A 14,879-nucleotide genomic window follows, 5' to 3' on the forward strand; every position below is an offset into this window, starting at 1 on the left:
GGCGGCAATTCGCCGTGCCGACAGCCCTGATGGCCGGCGTAGACAAAAGTATCTATTTGTCTTACCGTCGAAACATGTCGCCTGATGAGTATCGCGTAGCTCCGGTGTTCGAGCTGCGCGGCGGTGCGACCTGGAAGTCGCCGTGGGCCATGTACGCGGCGCTGCGCGAGCATGATCCGGTTCATCACGTGGTGCCGAAAGATCAACCGGCACACGACTATTGGGTGCTCACGAGACATGAGCACGTCTATGCCGCAGCCCGCGACACCGAAACCTTCTCCTCCGGGGACGGTTTGACCGTCGAATACGGCGAGTTGGCTCGGATCGGCCTCACCGACAACCCGCCGCTGGTGATGCAGGATCCGCCGCAGCACACCGAATTTCGCAAACTTGTTGCCCGCGGGTTTACGCCGCGTCAAGTGCACGAGGTCGAGCCGGTCGTGCGTGCGTTCGTCCGCGCCCGGTTGGATCGGTTGGCCGCGGCGGGCGGCGGCGATATCGTCAAGGATCTGTTCAAACCGCTGCCGAGTATGGTCGTCGCGCACTATCTCGGCGTGCCCGAGGCGGACCGGACCCGATTCGATGGTTGGACCGACGCGGTGGTCGCGGGCAGCGTCGAGCGCGGCGCCGCCGCGCAGGCCGCCTCCCTCGAAATGCTCGGCTATTTCGCCGAACTCGTGAAACGCAGGCGCACGGATCCGGGCGAGGACACCGTCTCGCTGCTGGTGCGCACCGGTTTGGCCGCCGACGACACCGATGTGCGTGGGCTGGTACAGATCCTGGCCTACGCCTGGACCATGGTGGCCGGCGGCAACGACACCACCACCGGGTTGCTCGGCGGCGCGGTGCAACTGCTGCAGCGGCATCCGGACCAGCGGGCCGCCCTGATCGCCGATCCGGCGCTGATGGGAACGGCCATCGAGGAATTCGCGCGGTTGACCGCACCGGTCCAGGGCCTGGCGCGGACCGTCACCCGCGATATCGAGTTGGCGGGCAAGACAATTCCGGCCGGCCGCAAGGTACTGCTGGTGTACGCCTCGGCCAACCGCGACGAACGCGTATACGGCCCCGACGCCGCCGAACTCGACATCACCCGCGATCCGCAGCGCATAGTCACCTTCGGCAATGGCCCGCACCACTGCCTCGGCGCGGCCGCCGCCCGCATGCAGGCCCGAGTCGCGTTGGAAGAATTGCTGACCCGTTTTCCGGACTACCAGGTCGATACCGAGGCAGTCGAATACGCGCCCGGTCCGTACGTCCGCCGTCCCACCGCCATCCCGTTCCGGTGCGCCGAATGACCGACTGGCTCACCGATACCCGCACCCGGGCGGCCACCGACCGCATCCTCGACGCCGTACGCACCCTCTCCATAGACCGCCCCGTCACCACGCTCGGCATGGCCGAAATAGCCGGGGCCGCAGGCTGTTCCCGCGCCACTCTCTACCGCTACTTCGAAAACCGGCACGCGCTCTACGCCGCCTTCGCCGCCCGCGAATCCCGCGCCTTGGTCGAAAGGGTGTGGCGCAAAAGAACATTCGATCAGATTCTGGACGGCATACTCGAAACCATCGCCGAAGTCCGCGAAACCCCGCATCTGGCCCTCTGGTTCGTCCCTGAAAACGCCGGAATAGTTGCCCAACTGTCGAATTCACCCGAGATCGTCGACAAGCTCGCGACCACCTTCGTCGCAACCCTGCGCCCCGATCTCACCGATCCGCAGGCAAAGCGCCTCGGCCAATGGACCGTCCGCGCCGTCGTCTCGCTGCTGACCCTCCCGGCCGCCGACGAATCGGAGGAACGCGCCCTCCTGCACGACTTCCTGCTGCCGTTCCTTCAGGACGGTGTTTCGTAGCGGTCGGCGATCGCCGTGGCGCGGTCGTGTAACTCCGCGCGCAGCCATTGCGGGGCAAGGACTTCCGCGCACATGGCGAGTTGCCACAGCGCCCATACGGCATGCCTGCGATCTTGGAAGGTCAGCTCCAACCGCAGCCAGCCGTCCGCGTCGACCGCTTCGGCGCGGACCGCCAGCGCGGTATCCACCAACTCCGCCCGCCGCGCCGGGTCCACCCGTGCCAGCACGGTGACCTGCGCGCCGCCGGTCCGGAACCGCCTGCTGCGCTCCTGCCAGGCCCGGTCCAGATCGACCCGGTCCGGTCGCTGCGCCGGTTCGTCGAGCTCTTCGGCGGCCAACATCCGCGACAGCCGGTAGGTGCGGTCCGCGCCGGATCTCGTGGCCAGCAGGTAGCCCTGGCCGCGCGCGGTGACCAGGCCGATCGGGTCCACCGTCCGCCACTGCGGGGCCTGATCCGCCGCCGCGTAGTGGATACGCAGCTTGTGTCCGGCGAACACCGCGCGCCGGACCTCGGCCACCACGGTGTCGGGCGCCTCTTCGGCGACCAGTCGGCGCGCGAGGAGATCGGTCTCCGGTTCGATGAGGAATCGCTGGGCAGACCCGGTAGCGGCGGTCTGATGGCTTTCGGGTAGCGCGTCGACCACCTTGCGCATGGCCGAGGTGAGCGCCGAGCCGAGGCCGAATGCCTGTGCGCCGGAACGTGACCCGGCGACCAGCAGGGCGAGCGCCTCGTCGTGGTTCAGTCCGGTCAGCTCGGTCCGGAAACCGGGCAGCAGTGCGAAACCACCGTGTCTACCGCGTTCGGCGTAGACCGGGACGCCTGCCGCGGACAGTGCCTCGATATCGCGAAGCACCGTGCGGGTGGATACCTCCAGTTCCCGGGCCAGCGCGGCCGCGGACAGCCGGCCGTGCCGGCGCAGCAGCAGCACCAGCGAGACCAGCCGGTCGGCGCGCATACGGAAAACCTTCGCGGAAATACGCGACACAGGGTGTCGTGATTCGTTGGGAGCCTTACCAGTATGACGAATACGACAGTGGCCACCGAGCCGAACGATCTGGGCAGATACTTCATCGAACGCGCCAATGCGGGCGATGTCGACGGGCTGGTGGCGTTGTACGAGCCGAATGCCGTGCTGGCGTTCCCGCCGGGCCATCTCGCGACCGGACATGCGGAGATCCGCAAGGTGTACGAGGAGTTCGTCGCGGCCGCGCCGACGCTCGCGCCGGGTACGCAGCACCCCGCGTTGGTGAGCGGTGATCTGGCGCTCACGGTGTGCACGCTGCCCAATGAGACGACAGTCGAGATCGCCCGCCGTCAGCCGGATGGGTCGTGGCTGTGGGTGGTGGACCAGCCCGGACTGACGACTATCGAGATCGACCGTCGGCAGCCGGACGGATCGTGGCTGCGGGTGGTGGACCAGCCCGGACTCGCTTAGCCCCAAATCGCCTCTGCGGCGCGAAGTTCCGCGAACCCCTCGAAAGAAGAACGGCCTTTGATCCGGTTTCCCGGACCAAAGGCCGTTTTCGTGTCTCAACCACACGAGTCGGGGTGACAGGATTTGAACCTGCGACCTCTTCGTCCCGAACGAAGCGCGCTACCAAGCTGCGCCACACCCCGTGAAGCGAACCTGGAGTAGCTTACAACAGGGCGGGCGTGATCGTTAAACCGGCTGGTCAGATTATGTTTTGTGCGGACGGATGCTGGTGAAGATGCGCTTGGCGGTTTCGGCGTCGATGGCGTTGGGGACGCCGGTGTCGGCCGCGATCACCATGACGAAGTTGCCATCCTCCTCCTCGCTGGGCATGGCGAAGGTGTAGATCGAGTACTGCCTGGCGCAGCCGGGTTTGGGCTGGCTGACGCTGCCCGTGGTTTCCACGAAGGTGCCGTGCTGCAGTCCGTCCAGTGAGGCGAGCGGTTGCGGCGCGCCGGGTTTGCCGCCGGACGGGTCGGCGTAGGCGGCGCGAGCCGACTTGGCGCCGAAATCCGTTGCGACCCTTACGCTGTCCTTGTCATCGGATCCGGTGAGCAGCGAGATGGTCCGGGACGAGCCCGGGCAGTAGCCCTTGCCGTCCACCGCGTATCCCTTGCCGATGATGCCGTCGGGCGGCCCGCCGAGGGCGCCCTGTGCGCTGATCGCCCAGCCGGACGGCACGTCGTACGCCGCGCCGACATCGGGGGCGTCGACCACCTGGAATCCGGGCACCACCGGGGCCATATTGCCGGCGGCCGCGGTCGGGCTCGGCTTCGCGGTCTGGCTCTTGGTGGGTGCTCCCGGGCTGGTGGTGAGCGCGCTCACCAGCGATTCGGTAGTTCCCGTGCTTTTGGCCTCCGAATCCGGCGATCCGGAACTCAGCGCGAGTGTGACGGCCACCACCAGCGCGATGACCACCAGGAGGCCGATTCCGACGCCCAGCAGCAGCTTTCCGCGATTACCCGGCGGCTGTCCACCGGGCGGCGTCGACCCGAACCGCGCGGCGGCGGGAAATTGCTGCGGGTTCCCGAACTGGGGCGCGTTCCCCACCTGGGATGCGTTGCCGTACAGCGGATCGGTGCCGCTGGGGTATTGCGTCACCCCGCCGGACTGCCAGGACGCCCCGGCCTGGTGCTGCCCCCACCCCGCGTTCGCCTGCGGCGAACCGGCCGGTGGTGCGGTACCGCCCGGTGCCTGCCGCGGTGAATCGGGCTGCGCCGCAGCGGTACTGGGTGCCTGCCATGGTGAATCGGGCTGCGCCGCCTGCGTGCCGGAGGCGGGCCGCGGTGAATCTGCTTGCGCCGCAGGGACGCTGGGTGCCTGCCACGGCGAATTGGACTGCGCGGACTGACCGTTCGGCGCCTGCCAGGGCGTCGGTGCCGCCTTCGGCGGCGTGCCGAAGGTCGATGGCCACTGCGGTGTCCCGCTCGGCTGCTCTGTGACTCCGTGCGGGGTCTTGGTGCCGATCGGTCGCGTCAACTGTTCGGTGCGGCCGTGCGAACTCACCTGTTGCGTGGCGTTATCCGGTTTGCCGTTCGCGGGCTTGCCTGCCGCGTCCGATGGTTCATCGATCGAGAAAGGCTTGTCACCGTATTCGGTGCGCACCGTGAGTTCCGAATCATCCTGCTGCGGACTAGATTTCGGCGATTCGTCCGGTTCGGCTGCCGCCGGGCGTCGGTGGATCGTCTCGGTCGGCGCCGTGGCGCTGCCGGGCCGCCGCAATTGCTCGGTCGGCTTCGTCGAATCGGCCGGGGCCGAATCCGATTCCGCCGAAGGAGCTTCCGTCTCCTCGGCGAAGTGCGGCCGGAACCGTCTCGGCGGGCGACCGAACGGTGCCCACTCTTTGTTGGCCCTGGGCAAGGCCGCCGCGCCCGCGCCGCTCCTCGGTAGCGAGAACGGGTCGGACTGTCCGGAGAACTCCGCGCCGGGCCGCCGGGACGGCGCCCGGGGTGCGCCGCCGTGCCGCCCATCGGAGCTCGATTGCTCCGGGCCAGCCGTTTGCCCGGACTCGGAGGCCGGGTCGGAGCCGCTTAGTCGTTGTGAGCCTGCCGGCTCGGGTTGTGCCGCCTCGAAAGACGGCCGCGGATCTGGGGACGGTGCACCGGTCTGTCCGAGAACGGCCGGCTCGTCGCGCCCATCGTCGAAACCACTACTCAATGTTCCAATTCCCTGCCTGATACACCTTTCGGCAGGGACACTAGCGGGCTACCGCCTCCGATGCAGACACACCCTGGCCGGTATCGCTGGCGGGTCGCCTCGGCGGGGCCGCGACCAGGGTCAACAGCGTGGCCTCCGGACGGCAGCAGAACCGGTAGGGCGCCCATGGCGAGGTGCCGATACCTGCGGAAACGTGTAATTGGGTATGTGCGCCCCACCGTGAAGGGCCCTTAACGCGAGACCGATCGATGCCGCAGTTGGTGACGAGCGCGCCGTAGCCCGGCAGCACCAGCTGACCGCCATGGGTATGACCCGCCAGCACCAGGTCGTACCCGTCCTCGGCGAACCGATCGAGCACCCGCGGCTCCGGCGAATGGGTGAGGCCGAGACGCAGCTGCGCGAGCGGGTTCGGCGCGCCCGCGACGGTGTCGTAGCGATCACGCTGCAAATGCGGATCGTCGACGCCCGCGGTCGCGATGCGGATACCGGCCACCTCGAGGTCGCGGCGCACATGGGTCAGATCCAGCCAGCCGCGCTCGGTGAAGGCCGCGCGCAGATCCTTCCAAGGCAGCGGCGCGCCATACACCCTGCGGTGGTTCTTCTTGAAGTACTTCAGCGGGTTCTTGGGCACCGGCGCGAAGTAGTCATTACTGCCGAAAACGAAAAGGCCCGGGCGGGAAAGCAATCCGCCGAGGGCCTGAACCACCGCTGGCACCGACTTCTGATGCGACAGGTTGTCGCCGGTGTTCACCACGAGATCCGGTTCGAGCCGGTCCAATTCGCGCAGCCACTGCTGCTTGAGTTTCTGGCCGGGCATCATATGCAGATCGCTCAGGTGCAGCACCCGTAGGCTCGACGAACCCGGTGGCAGCACCGGCATGGTGGTCTCGCGGAGCACGAAAGCATTGCGCTCGATCAGCGCGGCGTAGCCGATGCCGGCCGCCGCGGCCCCGGCGGCACCCAATGCGGTCGTCCGTACGGCGGAGGTCGAGATTACGGGCATTTGCCCAGCATAGGTGACCCCGCTCCGGAACGCTGAGTGTGTTTCCGCACAGAGGACTTGACGTGAGGTGTGTTTCCGCACTCCAACCGCTGCGGCGGGATGGTGCCGCGGGCAAATGTGGTGGGCCTGTCGCGGTGCAGCGGCTACCGTGTGCCACATGCCGGAACTCAAATCGCAGCTGCGGGCGGATATGACCGCCGCGATGAAAGCCAAGGACACGCTGCGCCTTTCCACGTTGCGGATGCTGCTCGCGGCCATCCAGACCGCGGAGGTCGCCGGACCGCAGGCGCGCGAGCTGTCCGATGCCGAGGTGATCGCCGTCCTGCAGAAGGAGGCGAAGAAGCGCGCCGAGTCGGCCGAGGTGTACACCCAGGCCGGCCGCGGCGAGCTGGCCGCGAACGAGCATGCCGAGGCCCGCATCATCGACGAGTACCTGCCGACCCAGCTGTCCGATGCCGAGGTCGCCGACCTCGCCGACACCGCCATCGCACAGGTAGCCGAGGAAATCGGCGAACGTCCGACCATGCGGCAGATGGGACAGGTGATGAAGATCGCCAGCGCCCTCGCCGAGGGCAAGGCCGACGGTTCCCGGATCTCGGCCGCGGTGAAGTCGAGGCTGTAGCCGTCCCGCACGAAAAACACCGCCGACCCGGATATTTCGGGTCGGCGGTGTTCGTTCAGCGGCCGGGTATGCCCGGGATCGGAATCGGTATCGGGATCGGTGGCAGCCGCGGCGGCGCGGGTATGCCCGGAATCGGGACCCCCGGCGGTCCGGGCGGCGGTGCATCGTGTTTGGTGCCGTCGCTGATGTAGATGGTGATCACCGATCCGGGTATCGCCGACCCGTTCGGCGCGGTGCCCATGACCGTGCCCTTCGGCTGTGAGCCCGAGCCGGTTACCGGTGAAACCTGGAAGCCGGCCCGCACCAGCGCAGCCGTCGCCTCGCCCTGCGTCAGCCCGGTGACATCGGGCACCTGCGCGTTATTCGAACCGCGCACATACTTTTCGTCCATCGGCGGCAGTGCGGGCGGCGGGAATTTGCCCAATGTCGGCTTGATCGCGTTGAACCAGGTCCTGGCCGGTTCATTACCGCCGAACAGATTGCCGCTGCCGCAGTTGCGCAGCGGGAACGAGCAGATCTCGCCCGGGGTCGGGCTGTCGCCGTAGATGTAGGTGGCCGCCGCCAGCGAGTTGGTGAAGCCGAGGAAGGCCGAGGACCGGTGGGTTTCGGTGGTTCCGGTCTTCGCCGAAAGCGGCAGCGTCCAGCCGGTCGCCTGCGCGGAACCGGCTGCGGTACCGCTGACCGAGTCGTGGCTCAGCGCATTGGCGAGCGTATTGGCCAGACCCGGATCGACCACCTGCTCGCAGGCCTGCTGGGTGAGCGGCACCGGCTTGCCGTTGCGGTCGAGCACCTCCTTGATCGGCGAGGGCGGGCACCACTTGCCCGCGGAGCCGAGGGTGGCCGCGACATTCGACAGCTCCAGCGGATTGATCGCGACCGGGCCCAGGGTGAACGAGCCGAGGTTCTGATCCTTGAACATATCGGCCAGGCTCTGGTTGCCGTGCCCGGAGGAGCCGGGCTCGGCGTAGGAGCGCATGCCCAGGCGCACCGCCATATCGACGGCGGGCGCGACGCCGACCGCCTGAATCAGCTTGACGAACGCGGTGTTCGGCGAGGTGGCCAGCGCCTCGGTCACCGACATCGGCGACTTGTAGTTGCCCGCGTTCACCACGCAGTAGGTCGCGGGCGGGCAGCCCGCGGCGCCGCCGTTACCCATGCCCTTGGCCTCGAACCGGCCCGGCACGTCGAGCTGGGCATTGATGCCGAGGCCCTTCTCCATGGCCGCGGCGGTGGTGAAGATCTTGAAAATCGAGCCGGCGCCGTCACCGACCATCGAATACGGTTGCGGCTGCACGGTTTCGTTGGCGTCTCGATTGAGGCCGTAGGTGCGGCTGCTCGCCATCGCGACCACCGCGTGCGAATCCTGGCCCGGCGCGACCACCGACATCACCTCGGCGATGTTGTCCAGATTCGGATTCGCGGAATCGGTCACCGACTTCTTGGTGGCGTCCTGCACCTGCGGGTCGAGCGTGGTGCGGATCAGGTAGCCGCCCTTGTTGATCTGATCCTTGCTGATACCCGCGTTGGCCAGGTACTGCAGCGCGTAATCACAGAAGAAGCCGCGGTCGTTGGCCGCGATGCAGCCCTGCGGTAGGCCCTTCGGCTGCGGCAGCACACCGAGCGGCTCGGCCTTCGCCTTGCGGAATTCCTCGGCCCGGCTCGGAATGTTCTGAATCATGGTGTCCAACACCGTGTTCCGCCGGATCAGCACACCCTCGGGATTGGTGTAGGGGTTCAACTTGGACGAACTCTGCACCATGCCCGCCAACATCGCGGCCTGAGTGATGTTCAGATTCGCCGCATCGACCCCGAAATAGGTCTGCGCCGCGTCCTGGATGCCGTAGGACTGATTGCCGAACGGAACCAGATTCAGATACCTGGTGAGGATTTCATCCTTGGTCAGCTCGCGGTCCAGGGTGAGCGCCATCCGGATCTCCCGGATCTTGCGGGCCGGGGTGGTCTCGATCGCCGCGCGGCGCTCGGCATCGGTCTTCGCGACGACCAACAGCTGATAGTTCTTCACATACTGCTGATCGAGCGTCGACGCGCCCTGCTGCACCTCACCGCTGGAGGTGTTGGTCAGGAAGGCGCGCAGCGTGCCCTGCCAGTCGACGCCGGCATGCTCGGTGAACCGACGGTCCTCGATCGAAATGATCGCCAACTTCATGTCATTGGAGATCTTGTCGCTGGGAACCTCGAAGCGGCGCTGCTCGTACAACCAGGCGATCGGGTTACCCGCTGCGTCGACCATCGTGGAGACGGCGGGCACAGTACCCTCCACCAACTCCGCGGAGACATTGTCGACGGCATCGGCAGCCCGGTTGGACACAAACCCGAAACCGCCTGCGAGCGGGAACAACAGCCCGGCGACGAGCACGGCGGCCAGCGCGCAACTGCCGGCCAGCTTCGCGAGCGTATGTGTGATCGGCACGTCGCCCAGCCTAATGGGCTGTATCTGATGGCCGCGCTCCGCGCGGCTGTTCTCGGCTCTGTTTGATCTGCCGCGCTCCGCGCGGCGTGTTCGCGGCCCCGGGGAGTCTCGCGTTTGCGCGGTCGAGACTCGCGCCTGCGGCGCATGCGCTTCGACCGCGCAAACGCGAGACGGGCCGCGAACGTCGCTCGTAAGACTCGCTCCCAGGGGGTTGGGTTGGGTGGTCAGCTCCCTTGCGGGTGTGGTGGTTCGTGCTTTTGGGCGGGGATCTTGCTTGCGGGTGTGGTGGTTCATGCTTCGGGTGGGGATCTTGCTTGCGGGTGCGGTGGTTCGTGCTTCTGGGTAGGGACCTTGATTGCGGGTGGCCCTGCCATCGGGGTTGTTCGGATTCGTGTTGGCGTTGGTGTCGCATCGCTCGTGCCGGCGGCGTGGGTCGCGCGCGTTGGTGTGGTCCGGTGTCCTCGGGCTTGCGGGTGTGGTCGCGTCGACGGACGCGGCGCGTGCTCGGGCGGGTCCGGGGCGTGCTGGCCGTGGCTTCCGCATGTGGTTGTGGTGCTTGCTGAGTGGTCCTCGCCAACCCGCCAGATGCACTCGTGCTCGCGAAGCGTGGCTCGTACCAATGCGGGCGGAGTTCCGCGGGGGTGACGGCGGCAGGGCGGCTCGCGGCTGGGGAGTGGGGCTGGTTCGTGATCGCGGTTGTGGTGGCGCACAGGGCATTGCTGTCGGGCATTGGGTTTGTTCCAGCGAATGGGCGTGTCGCGCAACCTCGTTTGGCGTGTCGCGGAAACGGCGCTCGGTGTGTCGCGCGGACCGCCCAGTTCGCCCGTGATTTTGGAGGGACGGTCGTACCAAAAAATCCGGGGACGGTCTTGCGCGACCGCCATACCTTTACCTAGATTGAGAACCCAGTGTGATAGAGCTAACACTCAAAGTGGAATGTGGTGCGGCTCGCAGCGGGGAATGGGTTGCTGCGCACCGCACGTGATTCTGGAGCGCCGTTGACCCGGTGTTCGGACTGCAAAGGGGCACACCAAATGCACATGACAACCCCCATCGCTCGATTGGACGTGGAGCAGGCCGAAGCAAGGATTGCCTGGGTAGCCCAGGCTCGATGCAAGGAAGTGGATCCCGATCAACTGTTCGTTCGCGGCGCCGCGCAGCGCAAGGCGGCGACGATCTGCAGGCACTGCCCGGTGTTGATGCAGTGTGGTGCGGACGCCCTCGACAACCGGGTGGAGTTCGGAGTGTGGGGCGGCATGACCGAGCGGCAGCGGCGCGCGCTGCTCAAGCAGCACCCGGAGGTGACATCCTGGGCCGATTTCTTCCAGGCCCAGCGGCAGCATCAGGTGGCGATGTAAGAAGTCCGGCAGCCCGTGGAAACTGAGCCCGCAATGCGGGCTCAGTTCCGTTTGCGGACAGTTACTTCCAGATGGTTCCGGTCCCTAGCCGGCGGCGGTGAGCTGATCGCCCACCGCACGCAGCGCCGTGAGATCGGAGACCTCGAACGGCAGCGCGGTCACCGCCACCAGCGGCACCCGCGGATGCGCACCGGTGAACCGGTGCAGCAGATGCTGTTCCCGTTTGGCGGTGGCCATCCGATGGGCGTGCACCTGCAGCACCGCGGCGGTGAGCGGATTCGTCTCGGCCAGTTGGTCGGACGCGGTGAGCGCGCGATCCGTCGACAGCGGGCACAGTGCCGGGTGGGTCCGGTTCAGCACCAGCCCGGCCAGCGGCATGCGCTCGGTGGAGAGCCGGTCGACGAAGAACGACGCCTCACGTAGCGCGTCCGGTTCCGGCGCGGCGACCACCAGGAAGTGGGTGCCCGGTTTGGACAGCATCGCGTAGGTCCGGTCGGCCCGGTCCTGGAATCCGCCGAACAGTGAATCGAGCGACTGCAGGAAGTTCGACGCGTCCTTGAGCATCTGCCCGCCGACGATGGTGGATACACCGCGCACCGCAAGGCTCATCGCGCCGGTGACCAACCGGGTGACGCCGCGGCCCGGCGCCATGATGACCCGGATCATCCTGCCGTTCAAGAAGTTTCCGAGCCGCTTCGGCGCGTCGAGGAAGTCGAGCGCATTGCGCGACGGCGGGGTGTCGACCACGATCAGGTCCCACTCCTTGCGCGCCGCGAGCTGCCCCAGCTTCTCCATCGCCATGTACTCCTGCGTGCCGCCGAAGGAGGATGCGACGGTTTGATAAAAGGGGTTGGCGAAGATCTGCTCCGCCTTCTCCGGGCTGGTGTGCTCGAGCACCATATCGTCGAAGGTGCGGCGCATATTGAGCATCATCGCGAACAGCTCACCCTTGGCCTGCGGCCCGAGCGCCACCCGCTGCGGCGTATTTCCGAGATCCGCGACACCGAGTGACTGGGCCAGTCGCCGCGCCGGGTCGATGGTGAGCACCACCACCTTGCGGCCCATCTCCGCGGCGCGCAGGGCGATGGCCGCCGCGGTGGTCGTCTTGCCGACACCGCCCGAACCGCAGCACACGACCACCCGCGCGGAACGGTCGGCGATGATCTTCGAAATGTCCAGCGGGGCAGCCGTTATCGGAATGGGGCCGCTCATCGTACTCCCTGCTTGCTCAGATGTTCGGCCAGCTCGTACAGCCCGCCGAGATCCATTCCGTCCGGCAGTGCCGGCAGGTACATCCGCGCCACATCGACCTTGGCCAGCTCCGCCGCGCTCTCGTCCTGCGCCCGCAAAGTGGCGGAATGCTCGACGGCTTCGGTGATCAAACCCTCGAATTCGTTGTCCGGCAATGTGATTCCCGCCTCGGCCAGTCCGGCGCGAATGGCTTCGCGATCAATGTCACCATTGGCGGCGCGGTTGCGCACCGCCGGCGGGAGATATCCCTCACCGGCCCGGTTGACGATCACGGTGCCGATGCGCAGATCGGCGGCGGCTAATTCGGCGACGGCGTCGGCGGTTTCCTGCACCGGCAGCGCCTCCAGCAGCGTGACCAGGTGGATCATCGTCTTGTCCGAGTGCAGCAGCGTCGAAACCCCTTCGGCCTGAGCGGCGATCGGGCCGCCCTTGGCCACCTCGGCCATGGCCTTGGTGACATCGAGGAAGCTGGCGATGCGTCCGGTCGGCGGTGCGTCGACGACGATCTCGTCGTAGACGAGCTTGCCCGCCTTGTCGGTGCGTACCGCGCACTCCTTGACCTTGCCGGTCAGGATGACGTCGCGCAGGCCGGGCGCGATGGTGGTGACGAATTCGATGGCGCCCATCCGGCGCATCGCCCGGCCCGCGAAGCCGAGGTTGTAGAACATATCGAGGTATTCGAGGAAGGCGTGCTCGATATCGAGCGCCAGCGCGACCACCTCACCGCCACCGTCGGCGGTGGCGATCCGGGTCTCGGTGGGCGGCAGCGGTGGCAGGTCGAACAGCTGGGCAATCGACTGCCTGCTCTCCACCTCGACCAGCAGCACCCGGCGCCCGCCCGCGGCCAGCGCCAACGCGAGCGCCGCGGCGACCGTCGACTTGCCGGTGCCCCCCTTGCCCGAAACATAGTGCAGGCGGGCCTTTTCCGCGCGTTGCGGCCACCCGGTCTCCAAGCCGGGTTCCGCCGAAACCGGCTCTGCTGTTGGTGCTCCCACGTCCGCGAGCCTATAACTCGTTCTGGGATCGTGCCCGAGGGATAGGGGTTCTCGCAGGTCGTGTGTACCAGACAGTGAGGTTCTGCTGGTCAATCGGTCGGTGGAATCCGCGACAACTACGCTCCACTCCATGAGTGATGTGACCCAGTGGGAGTACGCGACCGTTCCGCTGCTGACGCATGCGACCAAGCAGATCCTGGACCAGTGGGGCGCCGATGGCTGGGAGCTGGTGACCGTGCTGCCCGGTCCGACCGGCGAACAGCATGTCGCCTACCTCAAGCGCGCTAAGTAGGAAGGCGATCCCGATGACCGAATGGAAGAGCAATCTAGAACGACTCGGTGTGACGATCCCGCCGGTGGCCGCGCCCGCGGGCGCGTACGCACCCGCGGTGCGCACCGGCTCGTACGTCTACACCTCCGGCCAGCTGCCGTTCGTCGACGGTCAGCTGACCGTCACCGGCAAGGTCGGCGCCGAGGTCTCGCCGGAGCAGGCCAAGGAGGCCGCCCGCATCTGCGCGCTCAACGCGCTGGCCGCCGTGCACGATCTGGTCGGGCTCGACGCCGTGGTGCGGATCGTGAAGGTGGTCGGATTCGTGGCCTCCGCACCGGGTTTCAACGATCAGCCGATCGTGATCAACGGCGCGTCCGAATTCCTGGGTGAGGTCTTCGGCGAGGACGGCGTGCACGCCAGGTCCGCCGTCGGTGTCGCGGAACTGCCGCGCAACACCCCGGTCGAGGTGGAGCTCATCGCCGAGGTGCGCTGAGTCCGGCATTCGCGGCCCGGTCCGCCGGGCCGCGAATCGCTCGAGGTAAACGGTTGTCAGCCGTCGGGATCGCGGTGGATGGTTGGCACATTCAGATCTTCGACAACAGGACGATGGCATGGCACTCGAACATCCCGCGTACGGCCGACTGCGGCAGGTAACCCCGACGGCGTCGGTACTGCTCGCCGAGAACCCGGGCCAGATGACCCTGGAGGGCACCAACACCTGGATCCTGCGCGCGCCGGACAGTTCGGATCATGTGGTCATCGATCCGGGTCCGAAGGACAAGGCGCACGTCGAGAACATCGCCAGGGTCACCGGCGGCAATATCGCGCTCACCCTGATCACGCACCGGCACGGCGACCACACCGGCGGTATCGATCGGCTGGTCAAGCTGACCGGCACCCCGGTTCGCGCGAAAACCGCGGAGTTCCTGCGTGATTCGGATACCCCGCTGACCGACGACGAGGTGATCGAGGCGGCGGGCCTGCGGATCACCGCGGTGCACACCCCGGGCCATACGGCCGATTCGGTGAGCTTCGTCCTCGACGACGCTGTGCTCACCGGTGACACCATCCTCGGTTTCGGCACCACGGTGCTCGATTCCAGCGACGGCACCCTGGCCGACTACCTGAACTCGCTCGATCGGCTGCTCGCGGTGGGCGAGGGAAAGGCGCTGCTACCCGCGCACGGTCCGGACCATCCAGACCTCGGGCCGGTCGCCCGGTACTACATCGCGCACCGGCAGGAACGGTTGCAGCAGGTGCGTGACGCGCTGGCGGTACTCGGCGAGGACGCGAGCGCGATGGCGGTGGTCCGCAAGGTCTATGCCGATGTGGACAAGCGGCTGTGGCTCGCGGCGCGCAGTTCGGTGCAGGCGCAGCTGGAATATCTGCGGCAGGAGCGCGCGGCGCGGAACTGACCGGCACACGAAAACCCGCCGGGCTCAGTGGAGCGGCGCGAGCCCAGCGGGT

14 protein-coding genes and 1 tRNA gene are annotated in these 14,879 nt (G+C 67.2%); 8 read left to right on the top strand and 7 right to left on the bottom strand.

The window, feature by feature from the left end; translation table 11 throughout:
- Nucleotides 1-74: 74 nt before the first annotated feature.
- On the top strand, nt 75-1,298 hold the full coding sequence (locus tag LGY53_RS34195) for a cytochrome P450 (protein WP_225730838.1): 1,224 nt from the start codon (nt 75-77) through the stop codon (nt 1,296-1,298).
- Nucleotides 1,295-1,852 carry a TetR/AcrR family transcriptional regulator gene (locus LGY53_RS34200; protein WP_225730839.1) on the top strand — a complete coding sequence of 186 codons (558 nt, stop codon included), beginning with the start codon at nt 1,295-1,297 and terminating at the stop codon, nt 1,850-1,852. The genes LGY53_RS34195 and LGY53_RS34200 overlap by 4 nt, the downstream gene beginning before the upstream one ends.
- On the opposite strand, the gene LGY53_RS34205 is transcribed toward LGY53_RS34200, so the two are convergent.
- Nucleotides 1,834-2,808, bottom strand: a complete 975-nt coding sequence (locus tag LGY53_RS34205) for a YafY family protein (RefSeq protein WP_225730840.1) — start codon at nt 2,806-2,808, stop codon at nt 1,834-1,836. The two genes, LGY53_RS34200 and LGY53_RS34205, sit on opposite strands and share 19 nt — an antisense overlap.
- Before the next feature lie 63 nt (nt 2,809-2,871).
- On the opposite strand from LGY53_RS34205, the gene LGY53_RS34210 reads away from it, so the two are divergent.
- Nucleotides 2,872-3,288, top strand: a complete 417-nt coding sequence (locus LGY53_RS34210; protein ID WP_225730841.1) for a nuclear transport factor 2 family protein — start codon at nt 2,872-2,874, stop codon at nt 3,286-3,288.
- Between the two features lie 108 nt (nt 3,289-3,396).
- On the opposite strand, the gene LGY53_RS34215 is transcribed toward LGY53_RS34210, so the two are convergent.
- From LGY53_RS34215 to LGY53_RS34225, 3 genes are all read right to left on the bottom strand, one after another.
- Nucleotides 3,397-3,470: transfer RNA gene (locus LGY53_RS34215), tRNA-Pro, on the bottom strand.
- A 61-nt stretch (nt 3,471-3,531) separates the two neighbouring features.
- The gene (locus LGY53_RS34220) at nt 3,532-4,929 is read right to left on the bottom strand and encodes a hypothetical protein (RefSeq protein ID WP_225730842.1); all 1,398 of its coding nucleotides are present in this window, start codon (nt 4,927-4,929) and stop codon (nt 3,532-3,534) included.
- A gap of 592 nt (nt 4,930-5,521) precedes the next feature.
- Nucleotides 5,522-6,484 carry a metallophosphoesterase gene (locus LGY53_RS34225; protein WP_225730843.1) on the bottom strand — a complete coding sequence of 321 codons (963 nt, stop codon included), beginning with the start codon at nt 6,482-6,484 and terminating at the stop codon, nt 5,522-5,524.
- 157 nt (nt 6,485-6,641) lie between these two features.
- On the opposite strand from LGY53_RS34225, the gene LGY53_RS34230 reads away from it, so the two are divergent.
- Nucleotides 6,642-7,106: a GatB/YqeY domain-containing protein gene (locus LGY53_RS34230; RefSeq protein WP_225730844.1), complete on the top strand. Its 465-nt coding sequence runs from the start codon at nt 6,642-6,644 to the stop codon at nt 7,104-7,106.
- 55 nt (nt 7,107-7,161) lie between these two features.
- Here LGY53_RS34230 and LGY53_RS34235 read toward each other — a convergent pair whose 3' ends face one another.
- Nucleotides 7,162-9,537 carry a transglycosylase domain-containing protein gene (locus LGY53_RS34235; protein ID WP_225730845.1) on the bottom strand — a complete coding sequence of 792 codons (2,376 nt, stop codon included), beginning with the start codon at nt 9,535-9,537 and terminating at the stop codon, nt 7,162-7,164.
- A 1,034-nt stretch (nt 9,538-10,571) separates the two neighbouring features.
- Between LGY53_RS34235 and LGY53_RS34240 the strand changes: the two genes are divergently transcribed.
- Nucleotides 10,572-10,895, top strand: a complete 324-nt coding sequence (locus tag LGY53_RS34240) for a WhiB family transcriptional regulator (protein ID WP_014981178.1) — start codon at nt 10,572-10,574, stop codon at nt 10,893-10,895.
- A gap of 84 nt (nt 10,896-10,979) precedes the next feature.
- Here LGY53_RS34240 and LGY53_RS34245 read toward each other — a convergent pair whose 3' ends face one another.
- Together LGY53_RS34245 and LGY53_RS34250 are read right to left on the bottom strand one after the other, a co-directional pair.
- A complete protein-coding gene (locus LGY53_RS34245; RefSeq protein ID WP_225730846.1) occupies nt 10,980-12,107 on the bottom strand; it encodes an ArsA family ATPase in 1,128 nt (375 codons plus the stop codon).
- Complete coding sequence (locus LGY53_RS34250) at nt 12,104-13,141, bottom strand: ArsA-related P-loop ATPase (protein ID WP_174867244.1); 1,038 nt, start codon at nt 13,139-13,141, stop codon at nt 12,104-12,106. The genes LGY53_RS34245 and LGY53_RS34250 overlap by 4 nt, the downstream gene beginning before the upstream one ends.
- A 130-nt stretch (nt 13,142-13,271) precedes the next feature.
- Between LGY53_RS34250 and LGY53_RS34255 the strand changes: the two genes are divergently transcribed.
- From LGY53_RS34255 to LGY53_RS34265, 3 genes are all read left to right on the top strand, one after another.
- Nucleotides 13,272-13,433, top strand: a complete 162-nt coding sequence (locus LGY53_RS34255) for a DUF4177 domain-containing protein (RefSeq protein ID WP_225730847.1) — start codon at nt 13,272-13,274, stop codon at nt 13,431-13,433.
- Nucleotides 13,434-13,446: 13 nt separating this feature from the next.
- Nucleotides 13,447-13,905, top strand: coding sequence for a RidA family protein (locus tag LGY53_RS34260; RefSeq protein ID WP_225730848.1), 459 nt, complete (start codon nt 13,447-13,449; stop codon nt 13,903-13,905).
- A 118-nt stretch (nt 13,906-14,023) separates the two neighbouring features.
- Complete coding sequence (locus LGY53_RS34265) at nt 14,024-14,827, top strand: MBL fold metallo-hydrolase (RefSeq protein ID WP_225730849.1); 804 nt, start codon at nt 14,024-14,026, stop codon at nt 14,825-14,827.
- Nucleotides 14,828-14,879 lie beyond the last annotated feature (52 nt).

It is taken from the genome of Nocardia sp. JCM 34519.1 (assembly GCF_020361265.1).
GTDB lineage: Bacteria > Actinomycetota > Actinomycetes > Mycobacteriales > Mycobacteriaceae > Nocardia > Nocardia arthritidis_A.

What these genes read in the sequence shown, in the direction of transcription:
- LGY53_RS34265 (WP_225730849.1), top strand. Translation starts at nt 14,024, where the DNA reads ATGGCACTCGAACATCCCGCGTACGGCCGACTGCGGCAGGTAACCCCG.
- LGY53_RS34245 (WP_225730846.1), bottom strand. Translation starts at nt 12,107, where the DNA reads ATGAGCGGCCCCATTCCGATAACGGCTGCCCCGCTGGACATTTCGAAG.
- LGY53_RS34195 (WP_225730838.1), top strand. Translation starts at nt 75, where the DNA reads ATGTCGCCTGATGAGTATCGCGTAGCTCCGGTGTTCGAGCTGCGCGGC.
- LGY53_RS34210 (WP_225730841.1), top strand. Translation starts at nt 2,872, where the DNA reads ATGACGAATACGACAGTGGCCACCGAGCCGAACGATCTGGGCAGATAC.
- LGY53_RS34205 (WP_225730840.1), bottom strand. Translation starts at nt 2,808, where the DNA reads ATGCGCGCCGACCGGCTGGTCTCGCTGGTGCTGCTGCTGCGCCGGCAC.
- LGY53_RS34255 (WP_225730847.1), top strand. Translation starts at nt 13,272, where the DNA reads ATGAGTGATGTGACCCAGTGGGAGTACGCGACCGTTCCGCTGCTGACG.
- LGY53_RS34230 (WP_225730844.1), top strand. Translation starts at nt 6,642, where the DNA reads ATGCCGGAACTCAAATCGCAGCTGCGGGCGGATATGACCGCCGCGATG.
- LGY53_RS34225 (WP_225730843.1), bottom strand. Translation starts at nt 6,484, where the DNA reads ATGCCCGTAATCTCGACCTCCGCCGTACGGACGACCGCATTGGGTGCC.
- LGY53_RS34240 (WP_014981178.1), top strand. Translation starts at nt 10,572, where the DNA reads ATGCACATGACAACCCCCATCGCTCGATTGGACGTGGAGCAGGCCGAA.
- LGY53_RS34260 (WP_225730848.1), top strand. Translation starts at nt 13,447, where the DNA reads ATGACCGAATGGAAGAGCAATCTAGAACGACTCGGTGTGACGATCCCG.
- LGY53_RS34200 (WP_225730839.1), top strand. Translation starts at nt 1,295, where the DNA reads ATGACCGACTGGCTCACCGATACCCGCACCCGGGCGGCCACCGACCGC.